This is a genomic window from Pseudaminobacter sp. Soil_N_29, from assembly GCF_057656055.1.
The window spans coordinates 138,041-161,416 of sequence record NZ_JBDGLC010000004.1 but is presented as its reverse complement, the minus strand read 5'-3'; the positions used below and the strand labels follow the sequence as shown (position 1 = coordinate 161,416).

General features: G+C 60.5%; 20 protein-coding genes. 7 read left to right on the top strand and 13 right to left on the bottom strand.

What is annotated here, in order from left to right:
- Window positions 1-279 precede the first annotated feature (279 nt).
- Window positions 280-483, top strand: coding sequence for a hypothetical protein (locus AC3A4H_RS11475; protein WP_487766807.1), 204 nt, complete (start codon window positions 280-282; stop codon window positions 481-483).
- Here the strand turns inward: AC3A4H_RS11475 and AC3A4H_RS11470 are convergent.
- The 8 genes from AC3A4H_RS11470 to AC3A4H_RS11435 are packed head-to-tail and all read right to left on the bottom strand — an operon-like array spanning window position 480 to window position 9,438.
- Window positions 480-1,511, bottom strand: coding sequence for a UDP-glucuronic acid decarboxylase family protein (locus AC3A4H_RS11470; RefSeq protein ID WP_487766806.1), 1,032 nt, complete (start codon window positions 1,509-1,511; stop codon window positions 480-482). The two genes, AC3A4H_RS11475 and AC3A4H_RS11470, sit on opposite strands and share 4 nt — an antisense overlap.
- Window positions 1,483-2,625 carry a CgeB family protein gene (locus AC3A4H_RS11465; protein WP_487766805.1) on the bottom strand — a complete coding sequence of 381 codons (1,143 nt, stop codon included), beginning with the start codon at window positions 2,623-2,625 and terminating at the stop codon, window positions 1,483-1,485. The genes AC3A4H_RS11470 and AC3A4H_RS11465 overlap by 29 nt, the downstream gene beginning before the upstream one ends.
- Window positions 2,622-3,716, bottom strand: coding sequence for a CgeB family protein (locus AC3A4H_RS11460; protein WP_487766804.1), 1,095 nt, complete (start codon window positions 3,714-3,716; stop codon window positions 2,622-2,624). Before AC3A4H_RS11460 ends, AC3A4H_RS11465 begins: the two co-directional genes overlap by 4 nt.
- Window positions 3,713-4,843 carry a CgeB family protein gene (locus AC3A4H_RS11455; protein ID WP_487766803.1) on the bottom strand — a complete coding sequence of 377 codons (1,131 nt, stop codon included), beginning with the start codon at window positions 4,841-4,843 and terminating at the stop codon, window positions 3,713-3,715. The genes AC3A4H_RS11460 and AC3A4H_RS11455 overlap by 4 nt, the downstream gene beginning before the upstream one ends.
- Window positions 4,840-5,925 carry a glycosyltransferase family 4 protein gene (locus AC3A4H_RS11450; RefSeq protein WP_487766802.1) on the bottom strand — a complete coding sequence of 362 codons (1,086 nt, stop codon included), beginning with the start codon at window positions 5,923-5,925 and terminating at the stop codon, window positions 4,840-4,842. Before AC3A4H_RS11450 ends, AC3A4H_RS11455 begins: the two co-directional genes overlap by 4 nt.
- Window positions 5,926-5,945: 20 nt before the next feature.
- The gene (locus AC3A4H_RS11445) at window positions 5,946-7,247 is read right to left on the bottom strand and encodes a TIGR04295 family B12-binding domain-containing radical SAM protein (protein ID WP_487766801.1); all 1,302 of its coding nucleotides are present in this window, start codon (window positions 7,245-7,247) and stop codon (window positions 5,946-5,948) included.
- Entirely contained in the window at window positions 7,244-8,344 is a 1,101-nt protein-coding gene (locus AC3A4H_RS11440) for an SDR family NAD(P)-dependent oxidoreductase (RefSeq protein ID WP_487766800.1), read from the bottom strand. The genes AC3A4H_RS11445 and AC3A4H_RS11440 overlap by 4 nt, the downstream gene beginning before the upstream one ends.
- On the bottom strand, window positions 8,341-9,438 hold the full coding sequence (locus AC3A4H_RS11435) for an NAD-dependent epimerase/dehydratase family protein (protein WP_487766799.1): 1,098 nt from the start codon (window positions 9,436-9,438) through the stop codon (window positions 8,341-8,343). Before AC3A4H_RS11435 ends, AC3A4H_RS11440 begins: the two co-directional genes overlap by 4 nt.
- A gap of 176 nt (window positions 9,439-9,614) precedes the next feature.
- On the opposite strand from AC3A4H_RS11435, the gene AC3A4H_RS11430 reads away from it, so the two are divergent.
- Window positions 9,615-11,027, top strand: a complete 1,413-nt coding sequence (locus AC3A4H_RS11430; protein ID WP_487766798.1) for a UDP-glucose dehydrogenase family protein — start codon at window positions 9,615-9,617, stop codon at window positions 11,025-11,027.
- A 51-nt stretch (window positions 11,028-11,078) separates the two neighbouring features.
- Here the strand turns inward: AC3A4H_RS11430 and AC3A4H_RS11425 are convergent, their stop codons facing one another.
- Complete coding sequence (locus tag AC3A4H_RS11425; RefSeq protein ID WP_487766797.1) at window positions 11,079-12,458, bottom strand: Nramp family divalent metal transporter; 1,380 nt, start codon at window positions 12,456-12,458, stop codon at window positions 11,079-11,081.
- 147 nt (window positions 12,459-12,605) lie between these two features.
- Between AC3A4H_RS11425 and AC3A4H_RS11420 the strand changes: the two genes are divergently transcribed.
- A complete protein-coding gene (locus tag AC3A4H_RS11420; protein ID WP_348779371.1) occupies window positions 12,606-13,166 on the top strand; it encodes a sigma-70 family RNA polymerase sigma factor in 561 nt (186 codons plus the stop codon).
- A gap of 15 nt (window positions 13,167-13,181) precedes the next feature.
- Here AC3A4H_RS11420 and AC3A4H_RS11415 read toward each other — a convergent pair whose 3' ends face one another.
- On the bottom strand, window positions 13,182-14,978 hold the full coding sequence (locus tag AC3A4H_RS11415; RefSeq protein WP_487766796.1) for a hypothetical protein: 1,797 nt from the start codon (window positions 14,976-14,978) through the stop codon (window positions 13,182-13,184).
- Between the two features lie 75 nt (window positions 14,979-15,053).
- Between AC3A4H_RS11415 and AC3A4H_RS11410 the strand changes: the two genes are divergently transcribed.
- From AC3A4H_RS11410 to AC3A4H_RS11395, 4 genes are read left to right on the top strand one after another with little or no spacing between them, the layout of a single operon-like run.
- A complete protein-coding gene (locus tag AC3A4H_RS11410) occupies window positions 15,054-16,157 on the top strand; it encodes an inositol-3-phosphate synthase (RefSeq protein WP_487766795.1) in 1,104 nt (367 codons plus the stop codon).
- Window positions 16,154-16,765, top strand: a complete 612-nt coding sequence (locus AC3A4H_RS11405) for a histidine phosphatase family protein (RefSeq protein ID WP_487766794.1) — start codon at window positions 16,154-16,156, stop codon at window positions 16,763-16,765. The genes AC3A4H_RS11410 and AC3A4H_RS11405 overlap by 4 nt, the downstream gene beginning before the upstream one ends.
- A 17-nt stretch (window positions 16,766-16,782) precedes the next feature.
- Complete coding sequence (locus AC3A4H_RS11400; RefSeq protein ID WP_348779367.1) at window positions 16,783-17,535, top strand: TIGR04290 family methyltransferase; 753 nt, start codon at window positions 16,783-16,785, stop codon at window positions 17,533-17,535.
- A 1-nt stretch (window position 17,536) separates the two neighbouring features.
- Complete coding sequence (locus AC3A4H_RS11395; RefSeq protein ID WP_487766793.1) at window positions 17,537-18,472, top strand: glycoside hydrolase 5 family protein; 936 nt, start codon at window positions 17,537-17,539, stop codon at window positions 18,470-18,472.
- Here AC3A4H_RS11395 and AC3A4H_RS11390 read toward each other — a convergent pair.
- From AC3A4H_RS11390 to AC3A4H_RS11380, 3 genes are read right to left on the bottom strand one after another with little or no spacing between them, the layout of a single operon-like run.
- Complete coding sequence (locus tag AC3A4H_RS11390; protein ID WP_487766792.1) at window positions 18,469-19,998, bottom strand: SpoVR family protein; 1,530 nt, start codon at window positions 19,996-19,998, stop codon at window positions 18,469-18,471. The genes AC3A4H_RS11395 and AC3A4H_RS11390 overlap by 4 nt on opposite strands.
- 9 nt (window positions 19,999-20,007) lie before the next feature.
- Window positions 20,008-21,318 (bottom strand): YeaH/YhbH family protein, encoded by a 1,311-nt coding sequence (locus tag AC3A4H_RS11385; protein WP_487766791.1) that lies wholly within the window; start codon window positions 21,316-21,318, stop codon window positions 20,008-20,010.
- Window positions 21,319-23,271 (bottom strand): PrkA family serine protein kinase, encoded by a 1,953-nt coding sequence (locus AC3A4H_RS11380; RefSeq protein WP_487766790.1) that lies wholly within the window; start codon window positions 23,269-23,271, stop codon window positions 21,319-21,321.
- Window positions 23,272-23,376: the final 105 nt, after the last annotated feature.

Sequence of the window (23,376 nt, the reverse complement as noted above, 5' to 3'; positions counted from 1 at the left end):
GACACCACGTCGGGCCTGCTTTGCCTTATTGGCGGGTATCTTTTCCATCGTTAACTCGGGCTCCCGACTGTTCTCCTGCCCGGGACACAGCCTTTCTCAGACGTCCCGCACCCGGTCACTCAACTCACCCGGCGGCGCCTGGTTCCGTTTTCCTCCTGCGTAACGGTCTCCGCCGCTCCTCCCCAGTCGCGGAACTCTAATCCGGAACCGTTGTTCTAATTCAGTAGACTCCGGAACAGGGTTCCGACCCGTTCAGAACGCCAACACAAGGAGATCGCCGTGGAAACCGCTTCCGATCCTCGCCACCATGTCCAGAAGATGCAAAAGGCGCTTGAGGAACTGAAGGACCATCTTCGCGAAGACATAGAGAAGATCAACGAGCCGCAACTGAAGGCAATGTTCGAAACCTCGGCCGAAGTGCTTGGCGGGCTGGCCAAGGCGTTTCGCGATTATCAGGAAAAGAACGAAAAAGCCTGGCGCTAGCCACCGGCGCCCTCGCCCATCATGGTCCTTGCCGGCTCGTGCGCCTCGTTGGCGTCCGCAGCGGGCAAACACTGGCGAAACCAGTCTATGGTTCGGGCCAAACCCTCGGACAATTGAACCCGAGGCGACCATTGCAAAATCTCCTTGGCGAGGCGGATGTCCGGCCGCCTGTGTTTCGGATCGTCGATCGGCAGCGGCCTGTTCACCTTCCGAACCTGATGGGGGATCAGCCGTATGATCTCGTCCGCGAGCTCACAAACCGTATACTCCTGAGGGTTCCCGAGATTGATGGCGGTCTGCGGGTTGGGCTCCACATTTGCCAGCCGCCTGAGCCCGTCCACAAGGTCGGCCACATAGCAGAAGGACCGCGTCTGGCATCCCTCGCCATAGATTGTTATCGGCCGCGCGGAGAGCGCCTGAACGATGAAGTTGGACACCACGCGCCCGTCGTCAGGCCGCATATAGGGGCCGTAGGTATTGAATATCCTTGAGACCCGCGCATCTGCCCTGCCGGCCCGCAGATAGTCGAAGCACAGCGCCTCTGCCGCCCGTTTGCCTTCGTCGTAGCAAGCACGCGGGCCCGTGCAGTTTACGAGGCCCCGGTATGTCTCCTGCTGCGGGTGCTGTTCTGGATCTCCGTAAATCTCGCTGGTGGACGCCTGGACCAGCACGGCGCCGTGCTCTTGGGCGAGATCGAGAAGGTTCTTCGTTCCCAACACATTCGTCATCATCGTGTGAACCGGATCTGCCTGGTAGGCCGGCGGCGAGGCCGCGCAGGCAAGATTGTAGATCGCGGTCAGCTTGCGATCGATAACGAGCGGATGGCATATGTCGTGGACAATCGAGGTGAACTTGGCGTGTTGCGACAGACGTGAAATCGACGCGACGGTGCCGGTCACGAAATCATCGACGCAAAATACCTCGTGACCTTCCCGCAGCAGTGTTTCGCAAAGATTGGTGCCGATGAAACCGGCGCCCCCTGCCACCAATATTGAACTACTAGGCTGTTGCGACCGGATTCGCCGCATTTGGCCCTCCCGTTCGGACTTGGCCTGCGCTGCGTGGTTCGATGGATAGCAGATCGTCGAGCAACTGCCGGGCTCGCCTTTCAGCGGTGTGGCCTCGCATGACCCTTGCGCCTGCTTCTTCGGCTATGCTCGCGCGCTCGCGCTCGGAAACACTGTCGAGAGCCGCCACCACATCAGCCGTGGAGCGCGCTACTATCACCGCGACGCCGATCGGCAAGAGCTCGTCCAACCCGTGCCAGTAGTCGGAAATGATCGGCGTTTCACATGCGGCCGCCTCGAATATGCGCACGCTCGGCGACCAGCCCGCCTGCACCATGTCCTGCCGGGTAATGTTCAGCGTAAAGCGCTGGCGACTGTAGAACGACGCGTGCTGCTCGGGCGGCAGATGTTCTATGCGGTCGACATTGGGCGGCCACTTTATGCCGGCCGGGTATCGTGATCCCGCCACCACGAAAGGCCTGTTCGGCATCGCTCTTGCGACGTTCAGGAGTAGACTTTCCAGCTTCTCCTGCCGGTCGTCGCTATAGGTGCCGAGATAGCCGAGATCCCATCGGATGGGTTCAGCCGTGTTGCGATAACGCGATGGATCGACCGAACAGTAGAGCTCGACGGCGCGACCCGCGCCCAACTCTTCCAGATGTCTCAAGGTGGGACCGCCAGTGAACGAAAGACAGATGTCGAAGAGCGGCAACTGCCTGAGAGCTACATATTGCTCTGCCCCAGCATCGCGCCCGGCAAGCCTCGCCAGGGTCACCGGCGTATCGATATCGTAGTAGCAGAAACGTTTTGGCCGAAGCTGGGCCACCAGGTCGATGACCTTCACTCCGTCGGGAACGAATGATCCGACGATCACAGCATCGGCACTTGCGATCAGGTTTCCGTAGCGGCTGCGAAGTTCTTCCACGTCTTCGTAAAAGGCGAGATCACAGAAGTCGGGAGCCGGGAGATCGCGGTGTGCCTCGTACCAAGGGGTATTCCGCTCCAGGAAGGACACGCGCTGCCCAATGGCTCGCAGGCCCCTTATCAGGCTGCGATAGGTGGTTGCGTGGCCGTTTCCCCATGAGGAGGAAAACGAAAGCCCTAGAACGACGATGTGAAGGCCTCCGGCGTTCATTCTGCAGCCTCCATGGAACGACGCTGCAACTGTGCTCGGAGCAGCTTGTCGACCTCGGCGGCGCGAAGCTCGTATGTATGCTCGCGCAGCACACGCTCGCGCGCGGCTTCACCGATCTCCCGGGCCCTTTCGTCGCTCAACCCTGACAATACATCGGCAACGTCCTTGCCGTCTCGTGCGACCAGAACCTCGCTGTTCTCGTGGAGGAACAGGTCCAGGCCTTCCCACGCGTCGGTGATGATGCACGCGCCGGCTCCTGCCGCTTCGAAAACGCGGGTCGCCGGCGAAAAGCCCGTCTCGGCCATACTGTCGCGGCTGATGTTGAGCACGGCCTTGGGGGTTGAATTGAACGCGTTGTGATCGCGCGTGGACACATGGCCGATGTTGCGGACATTGTCGGGCATCGGCTTTTCCGACCAGCCGGCCCCGCCGATCAGGAATGCAGCTTGCGGCAACAGGCCAGCCGGGCGGAGAAAGAAGTCCTCGACGCGGCGTTCCCTGTCGGGAAGGCGATTGCCGAGGAAGGCCAGTTCCGCCGCGAAAAACGGATCTTCGGCAACCCGATGATGCGTTTTGGCGTCCAACGCGTTGTAGATGGGCACGCAAGCGCTCGCACCGAGTGCGCGATAGGCCTTCACAACCGGCTCTCCGCCGCCGTAGGTGAGCACCAGATCGAGCATCGGCAGCGCTTGGCGCAACGGGTGGTCCGGACTGCTGCGCAATTGCGCAAGCGTCGCCGGTGCATCGACGTCCCAGTAGATTTTCAATGCCGATGGGCGCGCTGCGGCGAACACCCGCTCCATCAGGGCATCGTCTTCGAACCCCACGCCGCTTGCCTTGATCACGACATCGAAATGAGCGGCACGATCCGCCACCATCGCCAGCCCTGCCAGCGTTCCATCGTAAACCACGACCTCGCACCAGTCCGGAGGGTCGATGTCGCGGTTCTGCTGACGATCGTAGACGTCGGGTTCGAAGAAGGTGATTTCGTAGCCGCGCGCCGCCAGTGCACGCAGCAGCCCGCGATAGTAGGTCGCCGCGCCATTCCAGTAGGACGAAAGCAGGCTTGAACCGTAGAACGCAATGTTCATCCCGCAGCCTCCCTTGACCGGGCGTGATCGGACGGAAGATAGGCGCCAACTTCATCCAGTATGGAAAAGAGCTCGGACACCCTGTGCCGGCACGTGTGCCGCTTCCTGACGGTTTCCAGGCCGGCCGCTGAGAGTTCGGCAGAAAAGTCTTTATCGCTGAGCACTTGCGTAAGATAGTCGGCCATCTCCTGGCCATCTCGGGCAACGAGAAAATCGCGGCCGGCACGAAACAGGCCTTCGTCGTCGCTCCACGGCGATGAAACGAGCGGTATTCCGCATGCCAATGCTTCAAAGACACGTATCGTCGGGATCCCTGGCAACGAAGTCACGTAGGGTCGTCGGGGCACGTGAACCGTCACCCTGTGCCGTGCGAATTCTCGTGGAACATCCGCATTTGCAATCCAGCCGCGATATTGCAGCCCGCTTCTTTCGAGCTTGGCGATGGCGGAAGGCGGGTAACGCACGCCATACACGTTTCCGTCCAGGGAAAGCCGCCGAACCGGCTCGATCAGAAAGGTTTCAAGTTCCTCCGTTCGCTCTTCGTCGCCCCAGTTGCCGATCCACACCAGCTTGCCCGGCGGATCGGTTCCTTCAAGAGGCCGGAATAGCCGATCATCCGCCGCCTCATGCCAGGTGAACGCGCGGCGCCCCCAGCCGGCGCGATCGTAGCGCTCCCGCAAGGTTGCGCCAAAGGCAAGGACGCCGTCGAAGTCATCGAGGGGAAAACTGGCGATATCCTGCGCCGCGGAGACGGCGCGGTGGTGGGTGTCGTGGAAAAGAAGAGTGAACCTGCCGCCCAGGCGGCGGGCGCGGCCGATGCGTTCCACCAGCGAGGGCTCGTTCCATTCGTGGACGAGAACGACGTCGGCTTCGGCGATCAGCTCTTCATGGGCGAAATCGTCGTCATAGATCATTGTCCGCAGTTCGGGGAAATCCCTGCGGAAGCGATCTATTGCAGCTCGGCCGCACTGGGCGATCAGGTTGCGCCGGCTCCATGATGCCTCGGGTTCGAGCGCAAGCGCCTCGTGCCCCCTGGCGATGAGTTCACGCATGATGCCGCGCAGGAAATGCGCGTTACCATGGTTCCAATCGGAAATCAGCGACTGCGTGTAGAACAGAAACCTCATTGCTCCACCATGGTGGTCAGCCTGCGGTCGACGGCCGCTGACGTCGCGGCCGAATAGACCTTCAACATGCTCGCGACCTGCCGTTCAGGCGACAGCGACTGCGCTTTCTCGTGAGCTCGTTGAACGAGCCGCCGTCTCAACCGCGGCTCTGAGATGAGCCGATTGATGGCCTGCGCAAATGCGCCGGGACAATCCGGCTGCGCAAACAACGCAGCTCCTTCCCAGAGTTCGCGATAGGTTGGAATGTCGGAAAGCACCAGGGCCGCTCTCGAATGCGCGGCCTCGAGCGCCGCCAGTCCAAAAGGCTCGTACAGGGACGGCGACACGAAAATTCCGGCCGCAGATATCAGTTCGCGCAGCCGCGCATAAGGCAGTTCCCCCAACTGTTCCGCATGGGAGGCTGTGAAGGTATCGCCACTGGGCGAGACAGTTGCACCCGCCAGTTTCACTGGCCACGCCGTGCCGATTGCCGCTTCATCAATGGCGCGGCCGTTCTTGCCTTTGTCCCACCAGCGGCCGACCGCCAGGACGAAAGGCTTCTTCGCCGCATCTTGCGGCACGGGCCGCACCGCGTTTGGCACGACATGGAGATTCGAGATGGTTCCGTAGCAGGCCTGCAAGTTGGCGGCATGGCTTTCGCTAGGTGTGACCACCGCATCCGCGAGAGAGATCCCCTCGCGGTTGATCTTTCCATGCCAAGCGAGGTGCTCCGGCACAGGCGATCGAAGCACGCAGTGGTGCCAACTCGGCAGGCATGAATGGGATACGGTAACCACCGGTCGCCTGCATCTCAGCCGCCATGCTTGAGACGGCGCATTCAGGTGCAGAAGATCGACGCTCTCCGTGCTGGCCAGAGCCTCCAGCGCGTCGGAAAGAGGCAGGAGGTCGTGCTCGGTTTGGGCAGTCCAGTCGAGCGGTTCATCCAGACAGATGATCTTGCCGATACGGCGGGCTTCCTCCATCTGCCCCCATGAAGGGCCCGGGCCAAGGCAAACCAGCACCGTTTCGACACCAGCCTGCTTGAGGCCTTCTGCCATGTCCAGCCCGTAGCGCCACACCCCGCCTACGGCATCGATCGTCATCAGTATCTTCTGCGGCGTTCTCAAGTGCTGGAGCATGTTTCCTCCAGCACGGCCAGAGGCAGCGGTGCCTGGTCCTGCAGGTCGCTGAAATTCTTGAAAGACGCCAGGTAATGTTCATGCGCCCTCTCCCAGGCGCGCTCATCGGGCTCACCCCAGAGCTTCCGGTATTCCGGCGAGCTGGGATAGGGATAAAGCGGAACCGGCTCATTGGCCCATATGCCGCTGCTGATGAGTCGCTGGCGCCAGTAGGCAATCATTTCCGGGCTGTCGGAGGGGACACCGATCAGATTTGCCTGCACGAAAGGCACATGCCGGCGCGCAGTGATCAAAAGCTGCACCAGTTCTTCGGTGTCGAGCCGGCAGCGCTTCGCGAGCATCTCGCGACCTTCGACAGTGAGGCTTTCCAATCCCGCTTCGATGGAAACGCATCCGGCCTCACCCAGAAGCGCGAGCAGCTCGGGCTTCCACAGATCTATGCGCGTCTGAACGCCGAACCGCACGTCGCGATCGGCGAGCGCCTCCAACAGCGCCTTCTGCGGCAGGAAAATCTCGTCGATGAAGTAGATATAACCAACGCCTTGGTCGATCAGGCGATCTATTTCGGTCAGCAGCAGGTCAAGCTTGCGGCGCCTGTAGCCGTCGCGAAAGTCGATCTTTGCGCAGAAGCTGCAGTTGTAGGGGCAGCCGCGAGACGCTTCGACCTCGGCACCCGGAACCGCCGGGTTCTTTTCATCGAAACGGTGATGGTGATGGCGATGCGCGCCTATCCACTCATCTGGCCATTCTAGCGGAGGATGTTCGACGAACGGGCTGGCGTGATTTGTCCCGTTGAGGATGAGTTCACCACCCTCCAGGCGCGCGGTGGAACTCACAGACGACCAGTCCTCGCCGGAAGCCAGCGCCAGGATGATCTCCTCGCACTCGCCGCGGATGACGATGTCAGTGCCCAGCTTGCGCAGCGTCGCCTTGGGGGTCGCAGAGGCGTGGGGACCCACAGCCACTGTCCTTCCTTCAAAGCCGCTGGCTGCAAGGGCGTTCAGAAAATCAGCCGGGATCCGGAGTTCCGGCGGAGCGCATCGCCAGAACAAATAGGTGGGGGCCGTGGTTACCACGACGAAATCCGGGCAAAAGCCCGCCGTCGCTTTCGCGAGTTCGGCGTTGCTGAGCTGCTGGAGCTGCCCGTCAAGCAAGCGAACCTGATGCCCGTCGGTTTTCAGCATCGCGGCCGCATAACCAAGCTCAAGGGGAAGATGCTCCTGGCGGCAGCCGAAATAGATGCTGCCTTCATAACTCCAGCAGGGGTTCACGAGCGCGACTTTCATGCCGTCACCTTTTTCAGGCGTCTCGACAAGCCTGCGGGGACGCGGTGCGCCGAAAGCCACTGTGTGAGTTGCCGGACCCCTTCCCTCCAACCGACCTTGGCTTCCCACCCCACTGCGGCCTGCAGCTTTCGCGTATCCGCCACGAAATAGAGCTGGTCGCCCCGTCTCTGTTCGCTGTACCTAACCTCGGCCTCGACCCCGGTGATTGAAGCCAGTTCCTGCAGCAGGAGATTGAGGCTGATCGCATTTTGAGGGCCGCCGCCAAGATTGAAGGCCTGCCCCTGAAGGCGATCGATTGCATCCAGAACCGCCCTGTAGGCGCTGATCGCATCGCCGACATAGAGGATATCGCGCACCTGCTCGCCATCGCCGAAGATGACCACCGGTTCTCCGCTCAACACGCGCAGGATGAAGTGAGCCACCCATCCCTGATCCTCGGTTCCGAACTGGCGAGGACCGAATATGCAGCTCATGCGCAGGACGGCAGTCGGGATCTCGTATGATTTTGCGAAGTCCAGCACATACTGATCGGCAACCCCCTTCGAGCAACCATAGGGGCTGCAAAAGCTCAGCCCGGCTGCCTCGTCGATGCCCCTGCTCCGGATGGCTGCGTCGCGTGGGACGTAGCCGCCCGGCGATCGCATGAGCTCAAGATCGGAGAGATCTCCATATACCTTGTTGGTGCTGGCAAAGATGACGGGAATGCGCCGCCCGCCGCACCTCACGATATCAAGCACATTCAGCGTGCCCAGCGCATTGACCATGAAATCATCAAGCGGGGCTTTCAGGCTGGTCGTGACGGCGGTTTGTGCCGCCAGATGGAAGACCGCGTCAGCCTCTTCGAAGGCAGGCGCTATCGCCGCGCGATCGCGAACGTCTGCCTGCAGGAACTTGACCCTATCGGGAAAATGATCCTTCAGCCAGGCCAGGTTCTCTGCAACGCCCGGGCGGCTCAGATTGTCCACTATCACTACGGACCGCCCCTCGCACAGGAAGCTGTATGCGAGATTGGACCCGATGAACCCGCTCCCGCCGGTAATGAGAACAGTGGAGGGTCGGCGGGAAAGCACAGAAGCCTTCGGCGGGGTGGGCCTCATGAGATCAGCCCCCTTGAACTGAGCTGCTGTCTCATTTCGGAACTGCTGTCACTGGCTTCTGAGGCAGAAAGCCAATCAACCAGTTCTTCGAGCGAGTCTTCCAGTTTCTGGAGGGGTTCGTAGCCGAGGACATTCCGGGCGCGACCGATATCGGCGAAGCAGTGCCTTATGTCGCCGGCCCTGGCCCTGCCGAGGATTTCGGGCTCTAGAGAGTTCTTGCCCATGGCCCCGGCCAAAAGCGTCGCCACGTCACGGATTGTATAGGCGCGTCCGCTTCCGATGTTGAAGGTCTGCCCCGCCGCAGTGGGGCGCTCCAACGCGAGCCTGAAGGCGCGTGCGACATCCCTGACATGCACGAAATCGCGACGCTGCAGACCGTCTTCGAATATCGTCGGGGCATAGCCATTGATGAGGCGCGCACCGAAATTGGCGAGAACACCAGTGTAGGGATTGGACAGCGCCTGGCCGGGTCCGAACACATTGAACAGCCTTAGCGCGACCGCGCCGATCCCATAGGTCCGCCCAAAGATCAGGACAGCCTGCTCCTGCATGTATTTGGTGAGGGCATAAATGGAGGCCAGATCGACCGCCTTGTTCTCATCGGTCGGCACCGGCCTCAGTGGCTGCCCGTCGCTCCCGATGGGGTCCCAAAGGCCAATTCCAATTCTCTGTTGCGAGCGCCTGGCATTGATCTGGTTGCCGGCACTGTCCCTGTACGAGCCTTCGCCATAGACGCTCATCGACGAGGCCACGACGATCCGTTGCACAGAGCTTTCGATCAAGGCTTCCAGCAGCACGGCCGTGCCGAGATCATTCGTGCCCACATAGCGCGCGATCTCGTACATGGATTGGCCGACGCCCACCTCGGCGGCGAGATGAATTACAGCGTCCTGACCGCTCACGGCCCGGCGCACCGCGTCTTCATCGCGGATGTCGGCCTTGAGGATTTCCGTTTGCTGGTCTTCGGGCCGATCGCCATGCACCTGTTCGATGAGATTGTCCAAAACGAGAACTTCGTATCCGGCGGATAGAAGCTCCCGGACGACGTAGCGTCCGATGAAGCCGCTCCCACCCGTGACCAGAACCTTTTTCACTGTCTCGCCTGCCGCTCTTGATATGGGCCGCTCTTGATATGGGATCGTCCCCCCAACACATGAGCAGCTTCTTTGTTCCCGGGAAGCTTTGTTGATGCTCGGACGGAACAGACGCGCCCTCCGGAAGTTAGACTGCCGTTTTTTGCCGGCTGCGAGCTGTTGGGATGGGAAATGCCATGAGACTCACGATGATCGGCGGCGGCTATGTGGGGCTTACTGCGAGTGCATGCTTTGCCGAACTGGGGCACTTGATCACGTGCGTCGACCTCGATAAACGCAAGCTGGAGACCTTGCGGCAGGGACGGCTGCCGATATTCGAACCCGGCCTGCACGAACTGATTTCCCGCAACATCGAGCTCGGCCAACTCGACTTTTCCGACAGCTATGATGGGATCGATCGCGCCGACGCGGTTTTCATCACCGTGGGCACACCCTCCCACTCCAACGGGAATATCAACCACGGTTTCGTGGAGAACGCGGCGAGACAGCTTGCACGGCAACTCAAATCCGGCGCCGTCGTGATCATCAAATCCACCGTAGACATCGGTACCTGTCGCCGCGTTCAGAAAATCATAGCCAAGACCCGCGCGCGCCTTGACTTCTCGGTCGGCTCAAATCCGGAATTCCTGCGGGAAGGCACCGCTGTCGAAGACTTTTTTCGGCCGGACCGGATCATCGTCGGAGCCGACGACCCGAGAGCCGCGGCCTGCTTGCGCAATCTCTACGAACCCTTGACCCTCCGGGGCGTTCCGCTGGTGGAAACGAGCACGGTCAACGCCGAGCTCGTCAAGTTTGCGTCCAATGCATTCCTCGCGTTGAAAATCGGCTTCATCAACGACGTGGCCAATCTCTGCGAACAACTCGGCGCAGAAGTGGAGACTGTGGCTCATGCGCTCGGTCTGGACAGCCGCATCGGCGCCCGCTTTCTCGCCCCGGGACCTGGATTTGGCGGTTCTTGCTTTCCGAAGGACACAAGAGCCTTCGCAGCCATCGGCAGGAAGAATGCCGCGCCCCAAGCCCTTGTCGAGACGCTCATTCAACGAAACGAGCACCGGAAGGTAATGCTTGCCGAGCGGGTTTTTTCAGAGATCGAGCATCATGGCCCGGGCACCTGCGTCGCGGTCCTGGGGTTGGCCTTCAAGGCAAATACAGACGATGTGCGCGAAGCGCCGGCACTGACCATCATCCCCATTCTGCAGAGCGCAGGCATCAGGATACGAGCCCATGACCCGAAGGCCATTGGCTCGGCTCGATCATGCTTGCCAGGGGTCCGCTTTTTCGACACGCCCTATTCGGCGGTACATGGAGCCGATCTTACCTTGGTTCTAACCGAATGGCAGGAATACAGAGGTCTCGACCTGAAGCGCCTGGCGCAGCTTATGCGCGGCGCGACGTTGGTGGACTATCGAAATCTGTTTTCTCTGCCCGAGGTGGCGCGCGCAGGCTTGAAGTATGTGTGCCTCGGACGAGCCCCCCTCCATGGCTCGGTGAACGGCTTTCAACCAAGGAAATCCGGTGCCATTCCTGCTTTGGACCGGCTTTCCCCTATTGGCCCCGCGGACGAAACGGTTCAACCACCAACCACCTGATCTACGTTCGTCTAAGATCGGCGGCTGGCTGCCTCTGCTGGGAAACAGTCGCTAAAGGAGCATCGCCAGGATCATGGCCGACGCGACCAATCCCATGACCGCTGTCGAGATCCATCCGAGCAGTTTGAGCCAGGGGCCGATCGGAGCATCGCCCATTACGCGTCGATCCGAAGACATCAGCATCATGACTGCCAATATCGGAACAGCGGCCACGCCGTTGATCACCGCGCTCCAGTAGAGCGCTTCGATGGGACTGACAGGGCTGAAATTCAGCACGATGCCTACCGCCGTTGCGACTGCGATAGTGCCGTAAAACGCCTTCGCCTGCCTGGGCTTGCGGTCCAGGCCCGTGGGCCAGTGCAGGGTTTCGCCCACCGCGTAAGCTGCGGATCCAGCAAGTGCCGGTACCGCCATGAGGCCGGTGCCCACTATGCCCAGCGCAAAGATCGTTCCCGCCATGAAACCCGCCATTGGCTTGAGCGCTTCTGCGGCCTGTGACGAGCTTTGGACAGTCGTCACGCCGCTGACGTGGAGCGTCGCGGCAGCCGTAACCATGATGGCCAGCGCAACGATGTTCGATACTCCCATTCCGACCAAAGTATCCTGGGTGATGCGGGAATTCGCCTTCCGGGCCTGTTCGGGCGCCTGTACCAAGGGTTTGCGATCTGCGATGGTTCGAATGTCCTCCACTTCCTGCGAAGACTGCCAGAAGAACAGGTATGGGCTTATTGCCGTGCCGAATATGGCGACTATCGCGACGAGATAATCCTTTTCGAGGGCAATGTGCGGAAGCAGGGCTCCACTTGCCAGCGCCCGCCAATCGACCTCGACCATGAAAAAGGTCGCGACATATGCCAGGACAGCAAAGCTGAGCGTCTTCAAGACGTTCACATAACGCCGGTAAGGTATGTAGACCGGCATGATCACACAAAAGCAGCCGAAGAAAAGAACGTAACCGAGCTGCGGGCCTCCGATGATGACGCGAACGGCATCGGCCATCGCACCTATGTCTGCCCCGAGATTGATCGTGTTTGCGATCAGCAGCAGCGAGACGCATCCATACGCCAGCCAGACCGGATAGTGCTTCCGCAGGTTGCCGGCGATGCCCTTTCCTGTCGCCCGGCCCAGCCGTGCGCTTACGATCTGCACGGAAACCATTAAGGGAAAGGAGACCAGGAGCGCCCAGGTTGGGAGATAGCCGAATTGCGCGCCAGTCTGGGAATAGGTCGCAATGCTGCTGGGGTCGTCGTTCGAAGCGCCGGTGATCAGGCCCGGCCCCAAGGCACCGAGCAATCCGGGCTTGGATGAGACTGCCGGTCGGTTGTCCAGCTTCCGGGTCATTAACGTAGGGCTCTTGCCAGGCCGATCCGCCGCCAAAGCCGCCGGTGTGGGCGGAATAGGATCGAGGAGAAAAACCTGCCGCCCGACCAATGGTTCCGGCTCCTGGAAGCTCCCTTTCAACCTGGGAGACCGGTTGCATGGAGAGTGAAAAAATCCGCAAAGCTCGATGGAACCTCGATTCCGGACCGACATTAATCCCCCATCGCCGATTCAGATTGACGGTCAGGGAGCACGGCCTTGGACCCCTTGAGATCAACTGCAAATGGCACCCCATCTGATTTCGTGAATTTGATACCAGCGTTGCGAGCGTTCGCGCGGACCTTTCACAGCGACCCCACGGACGCGGACGACCTGGTTCAGGAAACCCTCACCAAGGGCCTTGCCAATCTGGACAAGTTCGAGGCCGGCACGAGGCTGAAATCCTGGCTGTTCACCATCATGCGCAACGCATTCTACACGCGCATGAAGACCTATGTTCGCGAGGCGCCCGGCGCCCTTTGCTGCGCGTCGACCCGCCCGACCGGTGAGGCCACACAGGAATGGACAATTCGCGGCAAGGAAGTGCTCGCGGCCATCGACCGGCTGCCGATGTCCCACCGCCAGGTTATCATCCTCATAGGTGTGCTCGGCGTCAGCTATGAGGAAACCGCCGATATTTGCGGCTGTGCCATCGGCACCGTCAAAAGCCGATTGAACCGTGCGCGGACCGGCCTTCTTCATGACCTGGGGGAACACTCTACGGAGGCCGTCATAGAGCCGGCTACGCGAGGTTTTTCGCAAGTAGACAGGCGCGGCTGACGCGCGCTCGCGTGGTCATTCATCCAGGAAAGCGAGCAGTGCAGCCCGGTATTTGCGCAATAGAGTATCGATAGCTGCTTTGTCGGAAGCGCTCGCTCGCTCCCTTGCGAAGGTCCAACTGCCTAGCTGGTGGGCTATGTAGCAGGGCATCATGAGCTGAATAAGTTCCCTTTCGACCTCGATGCCCTCCATCTGCCGGCAAAGCCGTTTCAGCTGTGCGGCGGCCAGTTCATGCTCGACCGCAGCCCCTGCAATATCCCAGGCGATGCCCTGACACCCTACGATGTCGTGCCCGCTGCTGTGATCGAGGGCATCTGTCTTGAGAAGGGTGCCGTCCGCAAGACGCAACCATTCGCCTGGATGCAGGCGGCCATCCGTATCGACGCGGCGCAGCTTTATCCTTTCGACAGAGCCGAAACGCCGGAAGAAAATCTCAAGTCGGTCTGCCTGCCGATTGCCCATGGCTTCGCTGACGTTGAGCCGTGCCATTTCGACGAGCTGTTTAAGGCTGGCGCCTCCCCCCGGTGCCGGCAGGCGCGCGCGGAAGCTGAGATATTGCGCCAGGCGCGGCAGCAGCCGTTCAATCGGCACGCGCGCAGTGTGAAGCGTCTCGGCCTCTGCCCATCGCTGCACCAGAAAGCCGTGGCACAGCGCGACCACCTCCGGAATGAAACCGTTGCGAGCCAGCAACCGACCTGTGTGCAGCTTCCGTTCTCCGTCGTCACCCAATCCGGCAAACTTCAGCAACCATCTCTCCCCGGATGCGAGTGCCAGATATTTTCGGCGCTCCAGGCTCGCGTCGCATGGGAGTGTGCCATTTCCCGCCGCAAATTCCCTCCAGCCGCCGGCGGAGATGTCTATCAGGGGGCCCTCGAGCGGCCCGATGACATCTTCAACCCAAGAGGCCAGACAGTGCGCGGGATCGCGCGGCGCCAGAATGGTGCCCCCAAACCGGCACACGTGCCTCTGGCTGGTTCTCCACCGCTGCAGTTGTGCCGGAGCGACGTGTTTTCCGGGATCGTTCGAATGGCTGGGAAAGAAATGAACTTGCCTGTTCGAAACACCGAACCGTTCCAGCCATTCTCCGACTGACGCGAAGGAGCTTCCGGACAGTCCCGGTCCCTCGTCGACAACTGCAAACATGCGCTTGCCATCCGTCACACCGATGCGTCTGGCGAATGACTCGCTGGCGGCAATTCTTCGCTGAAAGGGCGTTCCGCAGGGGCGAACCGTTTCAATCCTGCGCGTTCCAAGTGCCGCGGCGACCATACACGCCAGGCTGGCGCCAATGCTGCGAATGCCTATCACCGAGCTGTCTCGGCACAGGTTCGATCGCCGGGCAGCTTCGTAATAGGCCTCCGGATAGACAGCGTAATAGGAAAAGCCTTCGGCCTTGCGAGGCAGCAGAACTTGTTTGCATTCCGGCACAAGGTTCAGGATCCGAAATTCCAGATGCGAATTTTTCAGCTCTCCTGCGAGTTTGCTTTCCCACGAAAGCGCAACATCCGCTGCAAGCAGGCGAACCAGTCGAATGGTCAACGCCCTGCTACGGGACGGATGATCAAATCCCCTCTCGTTGAATTCGGCGTCCGCTACTGCCTGCGCCAGTTCACCGGCCTTTATGAGCGCATTCACCAGCGCTGCGTGGCGGCCCAGGCCGGGCGGCAGATCCTGGACGATCCGCAGGGCTCTGCGGATCGAGGATCGCAACGTCTCCACATCCGACTCCCAAGACCTGTCGCCGTAAATCAGCATTTGCGAGCTGCCTGGATTGAAGTCGCACCGAACTTCCCTGCGCTCCAATTGATCCATGCCCGCGATCCGACCGGCGAGGAACAAAGTTCCTGCGAACAAGTTAGAGCAAGGCGAAACCGGAGTGAGAGCCCCATGGCGCGCGGCAAGGTTCGGATTGGTATCGTGGGGGTGGGGAATTGTGCTTCGTCGCTGGTGCAGGGCCTGACCTACTATCGCGAAGCCCCCGGCAACGAACCCGTGCCCGGTCTCATGAATGTCGACCTCGGAGGGTATCATGTTTCCGATGTCGAGGTTGCCTGCGCATTTGACGTCGCAGCCAACAAGGTCGGCACGGACGTATCGCAAGCCATCTACCTGCCTCCCAACAACACGTGCCGCTTTGCCGATGTTCCGACATTGGGCGTCGTGGTCAAGCGGGGCAGAACACTGGATGGCATCGGAAAATATCTGCGCCAGACGATCGATGAATCGGAACAGCCGGAGGCTGATGTCACCGAGACGTTGATTGCGGCCGAGACCGATGTGCTGGTCTGCTATCTTCCGGTGGGCTCCCAGAAAGCCACCGAATGGTATGCGGAGCGCGCGCTCGAAGCCGGCTGCGCTTTCGTCAATTGCATCCCGGTGTTCATCGCCTCGAGGCGCGAATGGGCCGAGCGCTTCGAGAGCCGCGGCCTGCCGCTGGTGGGAGACGACATCAAAAGCCAGGTCGGCGCGACCATTGTCCATAGGCAGCTGGTCAATCTTTTTCGCGAGCGCGGCGTTCGGCTCGACCGCACTTATCAGCTCAACTTCGGCGGCAATACCGACTTCATGAACATGCTCGAGCGCGAGCGGCTGGAGTCGAAGAAGATTTCGAAGACGAATTCCGTGACGAGCCAGTTGGGCATGCCGCTGGTGCGCGAAGCCATACATGTCGGTCCGAGCGATTACGTGCCCTGGCTTGCAGACCGCAAATGCGCATATATCCGGCTTGAGGGTACGACCTTCGGTGGGGTGCCGCTCAGCGCGGAACTGAAGCTCGAGGTCTGGGACTCCCCAAACTCGGCTGGGGTCGTGGTCGATGCTGTCCGCTGTGCCAAGCTTGCGCTGGACCGCGGTATAGGCGGCCCCCTTGTCGGACCCTCCAGCTATTTCATGAAATCTCCCCCGCAGCAGTTCACAGATGCGGAAGCGCGTGAGCGCACCCTCGCCTTCATTGCAGGCGATCGCGCGCTGCATCGGGATTCCCTTTCGTGAGCTGCACCGTCTACCTCGTTCGTCATGCCGCGCACGAAGCTGGTGAAGGCGTGCTCCTCGGCCGCATGGTCGACGCTGCCCTCAGCCGCGAGGGGATCGCCCAGGCGACACGTCTGGCAGAACGGCTGCAGCACAGAGACGTTGCCTGCGTAGTGTCCAGTCCACGAACGCGCGCCTTTCAAACCGCTTCAATCATCGCGGCAGGCTGCCGAGCCGGGCAGCCGGCAATTGAACCGGCGCTGGATGAAGTCGACTTCGGTGAATGGTCCGGCAAGAGCTTTACCGAGTTGCAGGACGACCCGCGCTGGCGCCGCTGGAACAGTCTTCGCGATCAGGCCGCGACGCCGGCAGGCGAGACAATGGATGATGTCGAGGACCGGCTGCGCACCTGCCTGTTAAGGCTATCCGCGCTGCACCAGGGGCGCGCATTGGTTTTGGTGACCCACGCGGAAATCGTGAGGGCCGCGATATTCCATTGCCTTGGATTGTCCGCCGCCAATTGGTCCCGGTTCGAGGTTGGATATGCTTGCTTGTGTGAGCTCGAGGCAAGGGACGGGGAATTTGGATTGGTGAGCCTGAAGGAGCCCGCAGAGGAGTTTCCGGGTTAGCAAAGGAGTGGGTTTTGATGCAGCTCAGTCGGGAAGAGGTCCGACGACGCATTGCAGAGCTTGGGCCCTGGTTCCACAACATGAACATCGCCGGCGTCCAGACCGCACCGGACCACTATCTGGGCGACTATCCCAACGTGAAGTGGCGACGCTTTTGCACGGCAATTCCCGATGACCTGCGCGGCTGCACGGTTCTGGACATCGGGTGCAATGCAGGCTTCTACGCCATCGAAATGAAACGCCGGGGAGCGGACCTCGTCGTCGCAATCGACCATGACGAGGCATATCTGGCGCAGGCCAGATTCGCCGCAAGCATGCTGGAGGTGGACATTCTCTTCCGTCAGCTCTCCGTCTACGACGTGGGTGTCCTCGCGCGGAAGTTCGACATAGTCCTGTTCATGGGCGTGTTCTATCATTTGAGACACCCGCTGCTCGCGCTCGATCTCATTCGCGAGCACGCAGTCTCCGGTCTCCTGGTTTTCCAATCGATGCAAAGAGGCTCCGAGGCGAGCTTCGAGGCCGCAGAGGATTATCCGTTTTCCGAACAGGAGGTCTTCGATGCCCCGGAGTTCCCGAAGCTCCACTTCATAGAACACCGCTACGCGGAAGATCCGACCAACTGGTGGGTGCCGAACCGTGCGTGCGTGGAAGCCTTGTTGCGCAGTTCGGGTTTCCGCGTGCTCGGCCGGCCGGAACCGGAGGTCTATCTCTGCGAACCTGCCGAAATCCCGTTCGGCGCCGGCGCCGTCTATCCCGAAATGCGAGGGTGACATGATTGAAGCGGCGATGATCTGGAACGAGCCCAACAACAAGTCGCACTGGGATCCGGAGCTCGATCCTGAGTGGACGCTGTTTTCACAGATGGCGACAATGGCGGCGGATGCGATTGCGGCGGAGAACGGGTCCATCTGCAAGGTGCTGGGCGGGATTTCGCCGATAGACTCCGCCTTCATCAGGCGCATGTCGGCTCATGGCGTGCTTGAGCATGTCGACGCAGTGGCCGTGCACGGCTTTCCGCTCGACTGGAACCTGTGGCAGATCCACGAGTGGCCCGACAAGGTGGAGGAAATTCGCGCAGTGACCGACCTGCCCATATGGGTCAGCGAGGTCGGGGTGTCATCCTTTGGGGCGGAAGAGGTGCAACTGTGGGGTTTGCGGAGAACGGCGGAGCTGCTCAGAGGCCGCGCACCCAGGGTCCAATGGTACAGCCTCTTTGATCTGCCGCGCGCCTGGGAGGCAACGACCCGCCACCGCGAAGCCGAGGGCTCATCCTATTACCGCCACTTCTACATGGGCCTCATTCGGGAAGACGGTTCGCCAAAGCCGGCCCTCGAAGAGTTTGCCGAGCACGCACCCGATCTTGGCATCGTCCAGTGGTTCCATTTCGAAGACCATCGCCTGGATGACGCGGTGGCCTGGCTCAGGCGACTTGGCGTCAGGTCACTGCGCACCGGGCTTTCCTGGGCAGACAGTTTTCGGCCGGATGCCCTGCGCTGGTTCGACCGGCAGATGGAGGCCCTGCGCGAGCTGGACGTGACACTGACCTTCTGCTTCACTCCTGAGCACAGGGGTCTGGCACCCCACCACACCAGTCCGCCGCTTGTCCCGGAGGAGTATGCGGAGTTCTGCGCGGCGATGATACGGCGCTATGCAGGTGCGTCTTCGTCCGCCAACCTGCTGCCGCAGGCGCTGACGGTCCTCGGCTAGCCTCGCTCGGGCACTGCCTTCATGGATCGCTCGTATATGGTCCGGCCGCTTCGCTCATCTATGCCGATGAGGCGGACCTCGTAACCCCACAGGGCCGCGAGATGGCGCAGCGTTGCATCCCGGCTCTCCTCCTGCAGCAAGACGCCGTCGTGAATCCTGTGCTGCACCAGCAAGCAGCGATCGCCCGCCAGGTTAGCCCCAATCACCTGGATATCGGGCTGGCGGCTGGCGATGTCGTAGCTGTGGGCCAGAGTGGAACGGACCGTTTCATAGCCGCGATCGTCATGTATGGCCGCGACCTCCACATAGCTGTTGCTTGCGTCGTCCGAGATGGCGAACAGACGCAACTTGCGGATCAGACTCGGACTGAGAAATTGCCGGACGAAGGATTCGTCGCGGTGGCTCGCCCATGCCTCCAGCAATACCTCCAGCCACGCCCCCGTGCCCGCGATCTCCGGGAACCACTCCCGGTCTTCGGGCGTCGGATGCATGCATATTCGTTGGATATCCCGCATCATCTCGAAGCCGAGCGCATAGGGGTTCAAACCGCCATAGCGGAGATCATCGAAGCCCGGCTGGAAAATCACTTCCGAGTGGTTCTGGAGGATCTCCAGCATGTGGCCTTCTTCGATCAGCCCCCGTTCGAACATGAGGTTGGTGATCGTGTAATGAACGAAGGTCGCGCAGCCCTCGTTCATCATCTTCGTCTGCCGCTGCGGATAGAAGTACTGCGCGAGGAACCGGACGATGCGCACGATTTCCTTTTGCCATGGCTCCAGAATGGGGCTGTTCTTTTCGACAAAGTACAGGACGTTCTCTTCTTCGGTGGGCTGGTCGCCAGCGCCCCCCTCACCCCCGGCGCTCTTGAAGGCAGACGGCAGCGTGCGCCATAGGTCGCTGAAAATGCGCTCCGCGTGTGCAACTCTCTCGCGCTCGCGGGCTTTCTGCTGCTCGGCCGAGAGGCGCCCCGGCCTGCGGTAGCGAAAGATGCCCTGATCCATCAACGCGTGGGCGGCATCGAGTATGCGCTCAACGGCCGCCACGCCGTGCCGTTCCTCGCATTGCCTCACGAAGTTCTTCGCGAAATCGAGATAGGTCAGGATGCCGCCGGCGTCGGTCCACTGACGGAACGACTGGTTGTTCTTGAAGAAATGGTTATGGCCGAAAGCAGCGTGCGCGATGACCAGCGTCTGAAGCGCCGCCGTGTTGCCTTCCATCAGATAGCAGATGCACGGATTGGAGTTGATCACCATCTCGTAGGCGAGGCCGGTGTGACCCTTTCGATAAAGCTGCTCTTCGCGCAGGAAGCGTTTTCCGAAGGACCAGTGCCCATACATCAGCGGCATTCCGATCGACGAATAGGCATCCAGCATTTGCTCGGCGGAAATGATTTCCAGCTGGTTGGTGTATGTATCCAGGTGCAGATCCTTGTGCGCGATCTCCTCGATCGCGTCGTAGACCCTCTGGAGACTGTCGAAATTCCAGTCCGACCCGTGGAACAGCGGATGCTGCAAGTCAGCGTGCATCTCGTCCTCCTATCCGGCTCGCACGGGGCCGTGCTTCGAGAACAGATGCCGAAACACCGGATAGATGTCTTCCGGCGCCGCCAGGCGTACCATTTGCAGCCGCGGGTGCTTTTCACTGATTGCCCGGTAGGACTTCCATAGCGGCGTGCCGTTTGTTGCCGAACGGAAAATGTCGCGCTCGCGGGCGTCAATGATCTCAACATAGGCGAAGTACTGGCATTTCGCGAGCAGGCCGCCTTCCAGGATTTCCTGGCAGCGGTTGGAATCGTAGGGGGAGTTGTCCCCGTCCGACGCCTGCGCCGCGTAGATGTTCCACTCGTTGACCGGATATTTCTCCGCGATCACACGCCGCATCTCGTCGAGCGCCGAGGAGACGATCGTGCCGCCGCTTTGAGTGCTGTAGAAGAACGTCTCCTCATCGACCACCTTGGCTTCATGGGTGTGTCGAATGAACACGATTTCAGTGCGTTCATATCGACGCTTCAAGAACAGGTGCAGGAGTACGAAGAAGCGCTTGGCAAGGTCCTTTTCGCGCTCGCCCATCGAGCCCGACACGTCCATCAGGCAGAACATGACCGCCGCCGTATTGGGCAGCGGCTGGGCCTCGAAACGATTGTACCGGATATCGAGCGGATCAACGTAGGCCACCAGCTTCCGGCGTTGGGTCAACCTTCGCAATGTCTCCTGGAGCTTCAGGAGCTTGAGGCGAACCGTCGGGGTCTGTTCGCGGCCTTCCAGTTCCGATATCTGTCCCGCGACTTCCTCAAGCTCGTCCCTTGAAGGCCGCTTGAGCGCTATCCGCCGACCCAGGCTGTTGCGCATCGTCCGGCCCACATTGATGTTCGCCGGCGTGCCTGTGGTGGTGTAACCGGATCGGCGGAACTTGAATGTCGGCGTCTCCTTGAGGTGCAGCTTGACCATGTCCGGCAATTCAAGGTCTTCGAAGAAGAGGTCGAGAACCTCATCCCTGTTCAACACAAACTGGAAGTCGTCATCCGAGGCGCCGCCGCCAGCCTGATGGCCAAGCTGGCCGCCAAGCTGCCCATGCTTGGGGATGCGGTCGCCGGCCGAGTATCTGGTGTTTCCCGGCAGGACGACCGCTCTTCGCCCGGATGCGATGGACTGGCGAAAGCTCGGCTCGCTGGTGGTGCTGCTCGAGACCGACATGGGCTGATCGGAATCCACGTCCGCTATCCGGGTCGTCTTCAGTTTTCTGTCGAAGGCATGCCGCAGTTCGTCTCTCGCCCGGCGCAGGAAGCGCTGGCGATTTCCCAGACTTCTGTCCTTCGGGTTGAGGCGCCGGTCAATAAAGTGAGACATCTAGCCGGCCTTGTTTACGCGCATGTACCAATCGACGAGACGACGAACCTGACGTTCCGTGTAGCCGCGCTCCTTCATCCGCTCCACGAATTCCCGGTGCTGCTTCTGCGTAGCGCTGTCCTGCTTGGACCCGAAGCTGATAACAGGCAGAAGGTCCTCGACCTGGCCGAACATCTTCTTTTCGATGACTTCCCGCAGCTTTTCGTAGCTGGTCCATGCCGGGTTCTTACCGGCGTTCTTCGCACGCGCCCGCAGCGCGAACTTGACCACCTCGTTGCGGAAATCCTTGGGGTTCGAAATACCCGCAGGCTTTTCGATCTGGGATAGCTCGCTATCCAGGATTTCACGGTTCAGAAGCTGACCCGTGTCCGGATCCTTGTAATCCTGATCTTCGATCCAGGCGTCGGCATATGCAATGTAGCGGTCGAAGAGGTTCTGGCCGTATTCGCTGTAGGATTCGAGATAGGCCTTTTGAATCTCATGGCCGATGAAGTCGGCATAACGCGCGGCAAGGTCGGATTTGATGAAGTTCAGGTATGCGCTTTCGACCTCGGCAGGGAACTGCTCGCGGCGGATCGCCTGCTCGAGCACGTACATGAGATGGACGGGATCCGCAGCAATCTCCTGGGTGTCGAAGTTGAAGGTTTCTGACAGCACCTTGAATGCAAAGCGGGTGCTGACGCCGGTCATCCCTTCGTCCACCCCGGCCACGTCGCGATACTCCTGGATCGACTTGGCCTTTGGATCCACATCCTTCAGGTTTTCCCCGTTGTAGACACGCATTTTCGTGTAGCGCGGGGAGTTTTCATGCTCTCCCAGCCGGGTAGAAACCGTGAACTTGCTCAAAATGTCCAGCACTTCCGGTGCGCACGGGTTATCCGCCAATTCGCTTTCGCGCAGAAGCTTTTCGTAGATCAGCTTCTCTTCCGAGAAGCGCAGGCAATACGGAACCTTGATGACCAGGATGCGGTCGAGGAAGGCTTCGTTGTTCTTGTTGTGCTTGAACTGGAGCCACTCGGACTCATTCGAGTGCGCAAGAACGATCCCCTGGTACGGAAAAGCTCCGAAATTCTCGGTGCCGTTGTAGCTGCCCTCCTGCGTCGCCGTCAGGAGGGGATGCAGCACCTTGATCGGCGCCTTGAACATCTCGACGAATTCCAGCAGCCCCTGGGTGGTCCGGTTCAATCCACCGCTATAGGAGTAGGCATCCGGATCCGACTGGCTGAAATGTTCCAGCTGCCGGATATCCACCTTGCCGACCAGCGAAGAAACATCCTGGTTGTTTTCATCGCCCGGTTCGGTCTTTGCGATGGCGATCTGCTTCAGCCGGGACGGCATGAGCTTGACCACGCTGAAGGTCGAGATGTCCCCATCCGCCTCGGCCAGCCGCTTCACCGCCCACGGAGAAATGAGGCCGGTCAGCCGCCTGCGCGCGACGCCGTACTTGTCCTCGAGCAGGTCGCCCAGAGTATCGGGGTCGAACAGGCCCAGGGGAGACTCGAATACCGGGCTGATTTGTCCCTTCACCTTGAGCGTATAGATCGGCTCCTTTTCCATCAGCTTCTTCAGCCGCTCGGCCAGCGACGACTTGCCGCCGCCGACTGGGCCGAGCAAGTAGAGGATCTGCTTTCGCTCCTCCAGGCCCTGGGCCGCATATTGGAAATAGCTGACGATCCGCTCGATCGTGTCCTCCATTCCGTAAAAATCGGAGAAGACGCCATACCGACGTATGGTTCTGTTCATGAAGATGCGGCCCAGCCGCTCGTCCTTGCTGGTGTCGATCAATTCGGGCTTGCCGATAGCCTGCACCATCCGTTCCGGCGCGCTGGCGTACATCTGGGGATTGTCGCGACAAGCGAGCAGAAACTGCTGCAGGCTCATCTCCTCCTCGGCTTCTCGCGCGTAGCGCTCCGAAACCAATCTGAAAATGTCATGTTGTTGCTCTACCGGCATGTGGCACCCGACCAATTTTTCCGCCCAGCGGGCTCTCCGTCAGAAACTGTGATCGGGCATCAAATGTTCCCACCTGTTTGCGAAGTGCTTCAAACTGACCGCGCG

Coding starts and splice junctions, on each gene's coding strand:
- AC3A4H_RS11390 (WP_487766792.1), bottom strand. CDS start 19,998: ATGCACGCTGACTTGCAGCATCCGCTGTTCCACGGGTCGGACTGGAAT.
- AC3A4H_RS11395 (WP_487766793.1), top strand. CDS start 17,537: ATGATTGAAGCGGCGATGATCTGGAACGAGCCCAACAACAAGTCGCAC.
- AC3A4H_RS11450 (WP_487766802.1), bottom strand. CDS start 5,925: ATGACGATCGATGCCGTAGGCGGGGTGTGGCGCTACGGGCTGGACATG.
- AC3A4H_RS11465 (WP_487766805.1), bottom strand. CDS start 2,625: ATGAACGCCGGAGGCCTTCACATCGTCGTTCTAGGGCTTTCGTTTTCC.
- AC3A4H_RS11440 (WP_487766800.1), bottom strand. CDS start 8,344: ATGAGGCCCACCCCGCCGAAGGCTTCTGTGCTTTCCCGCCGACCCTCC.
- AC3A4H_RS11380 (WP_487766790.1), bottom strand. CDS start 23,271: ATGCCGGTAGAGCAACAACATGACATTTTCAGATTGGTTTCGGAGCGC.
- AC3A4H_RS11400 (WP_348779367.1), top strand. CDS start 16,783: ATGCAGCTCAGTCGGGAAGAGGTCCGACGACGCATTGCAGAGCTTGGG.
- AC3A4H_RS11470 (WP_487766806.1), bottom strand. CDS start 1,511: ATGCGGCGAATCCGGTCGCAACAGCCTAGTAGTTCAATATTGGTGGCA.
- AC3A4H_RS11385 (WP_487766791.1), bottom strand. CDS start 21,318: ATGTCTCACTTTATTGACCGGCGCCTCAACCCGAAGGACAGAAGTCTG.
- AC3A4H_RS11415 (WP_487766796.1), bottom strand. CDS start 14,978: ATGGATCAATTGGAGCGCAGGGAAGTTCGGTGCGACTTCAATCCAGGC.
- AC3A4H_RS11410 (WP_487766795.1), top strand. CDS start 15,054: ATGGCGCGCGGCAAGGTTCGGATTGGTATCGTGGGGGTGGGGAATTGT.
- AC3A4H_RS11430 (WP_487766798.1), top strand. CDS start 9,615: ATGAGACTCACGATGATCGGCGGCGGCTATGTGGGGCTTACTGCGAGT.
- AC3A4H_RS11445 (WP_487766801.1), bottom strand. CDS start 7,247: ATGAAAGTCGCGCTCGTGAACCCCTGCTGGAGTTATGAAGGCAGCATC.
- AC3A4H_RS11455 (WP_487766803.1), bottom strand. CDS start 4,843: ATGAGGTTTCTGTTCTACACGCAGTCGCTGATTTCCGATTGGAACCAT.
- AC3A4H_RS11460 (WP_487766804.1), bottom strand. CDS start 3,716: ATGAACATTGCGTTCTACGGTTCAAGCCTGCTTTCGTCCTACTGGAAT.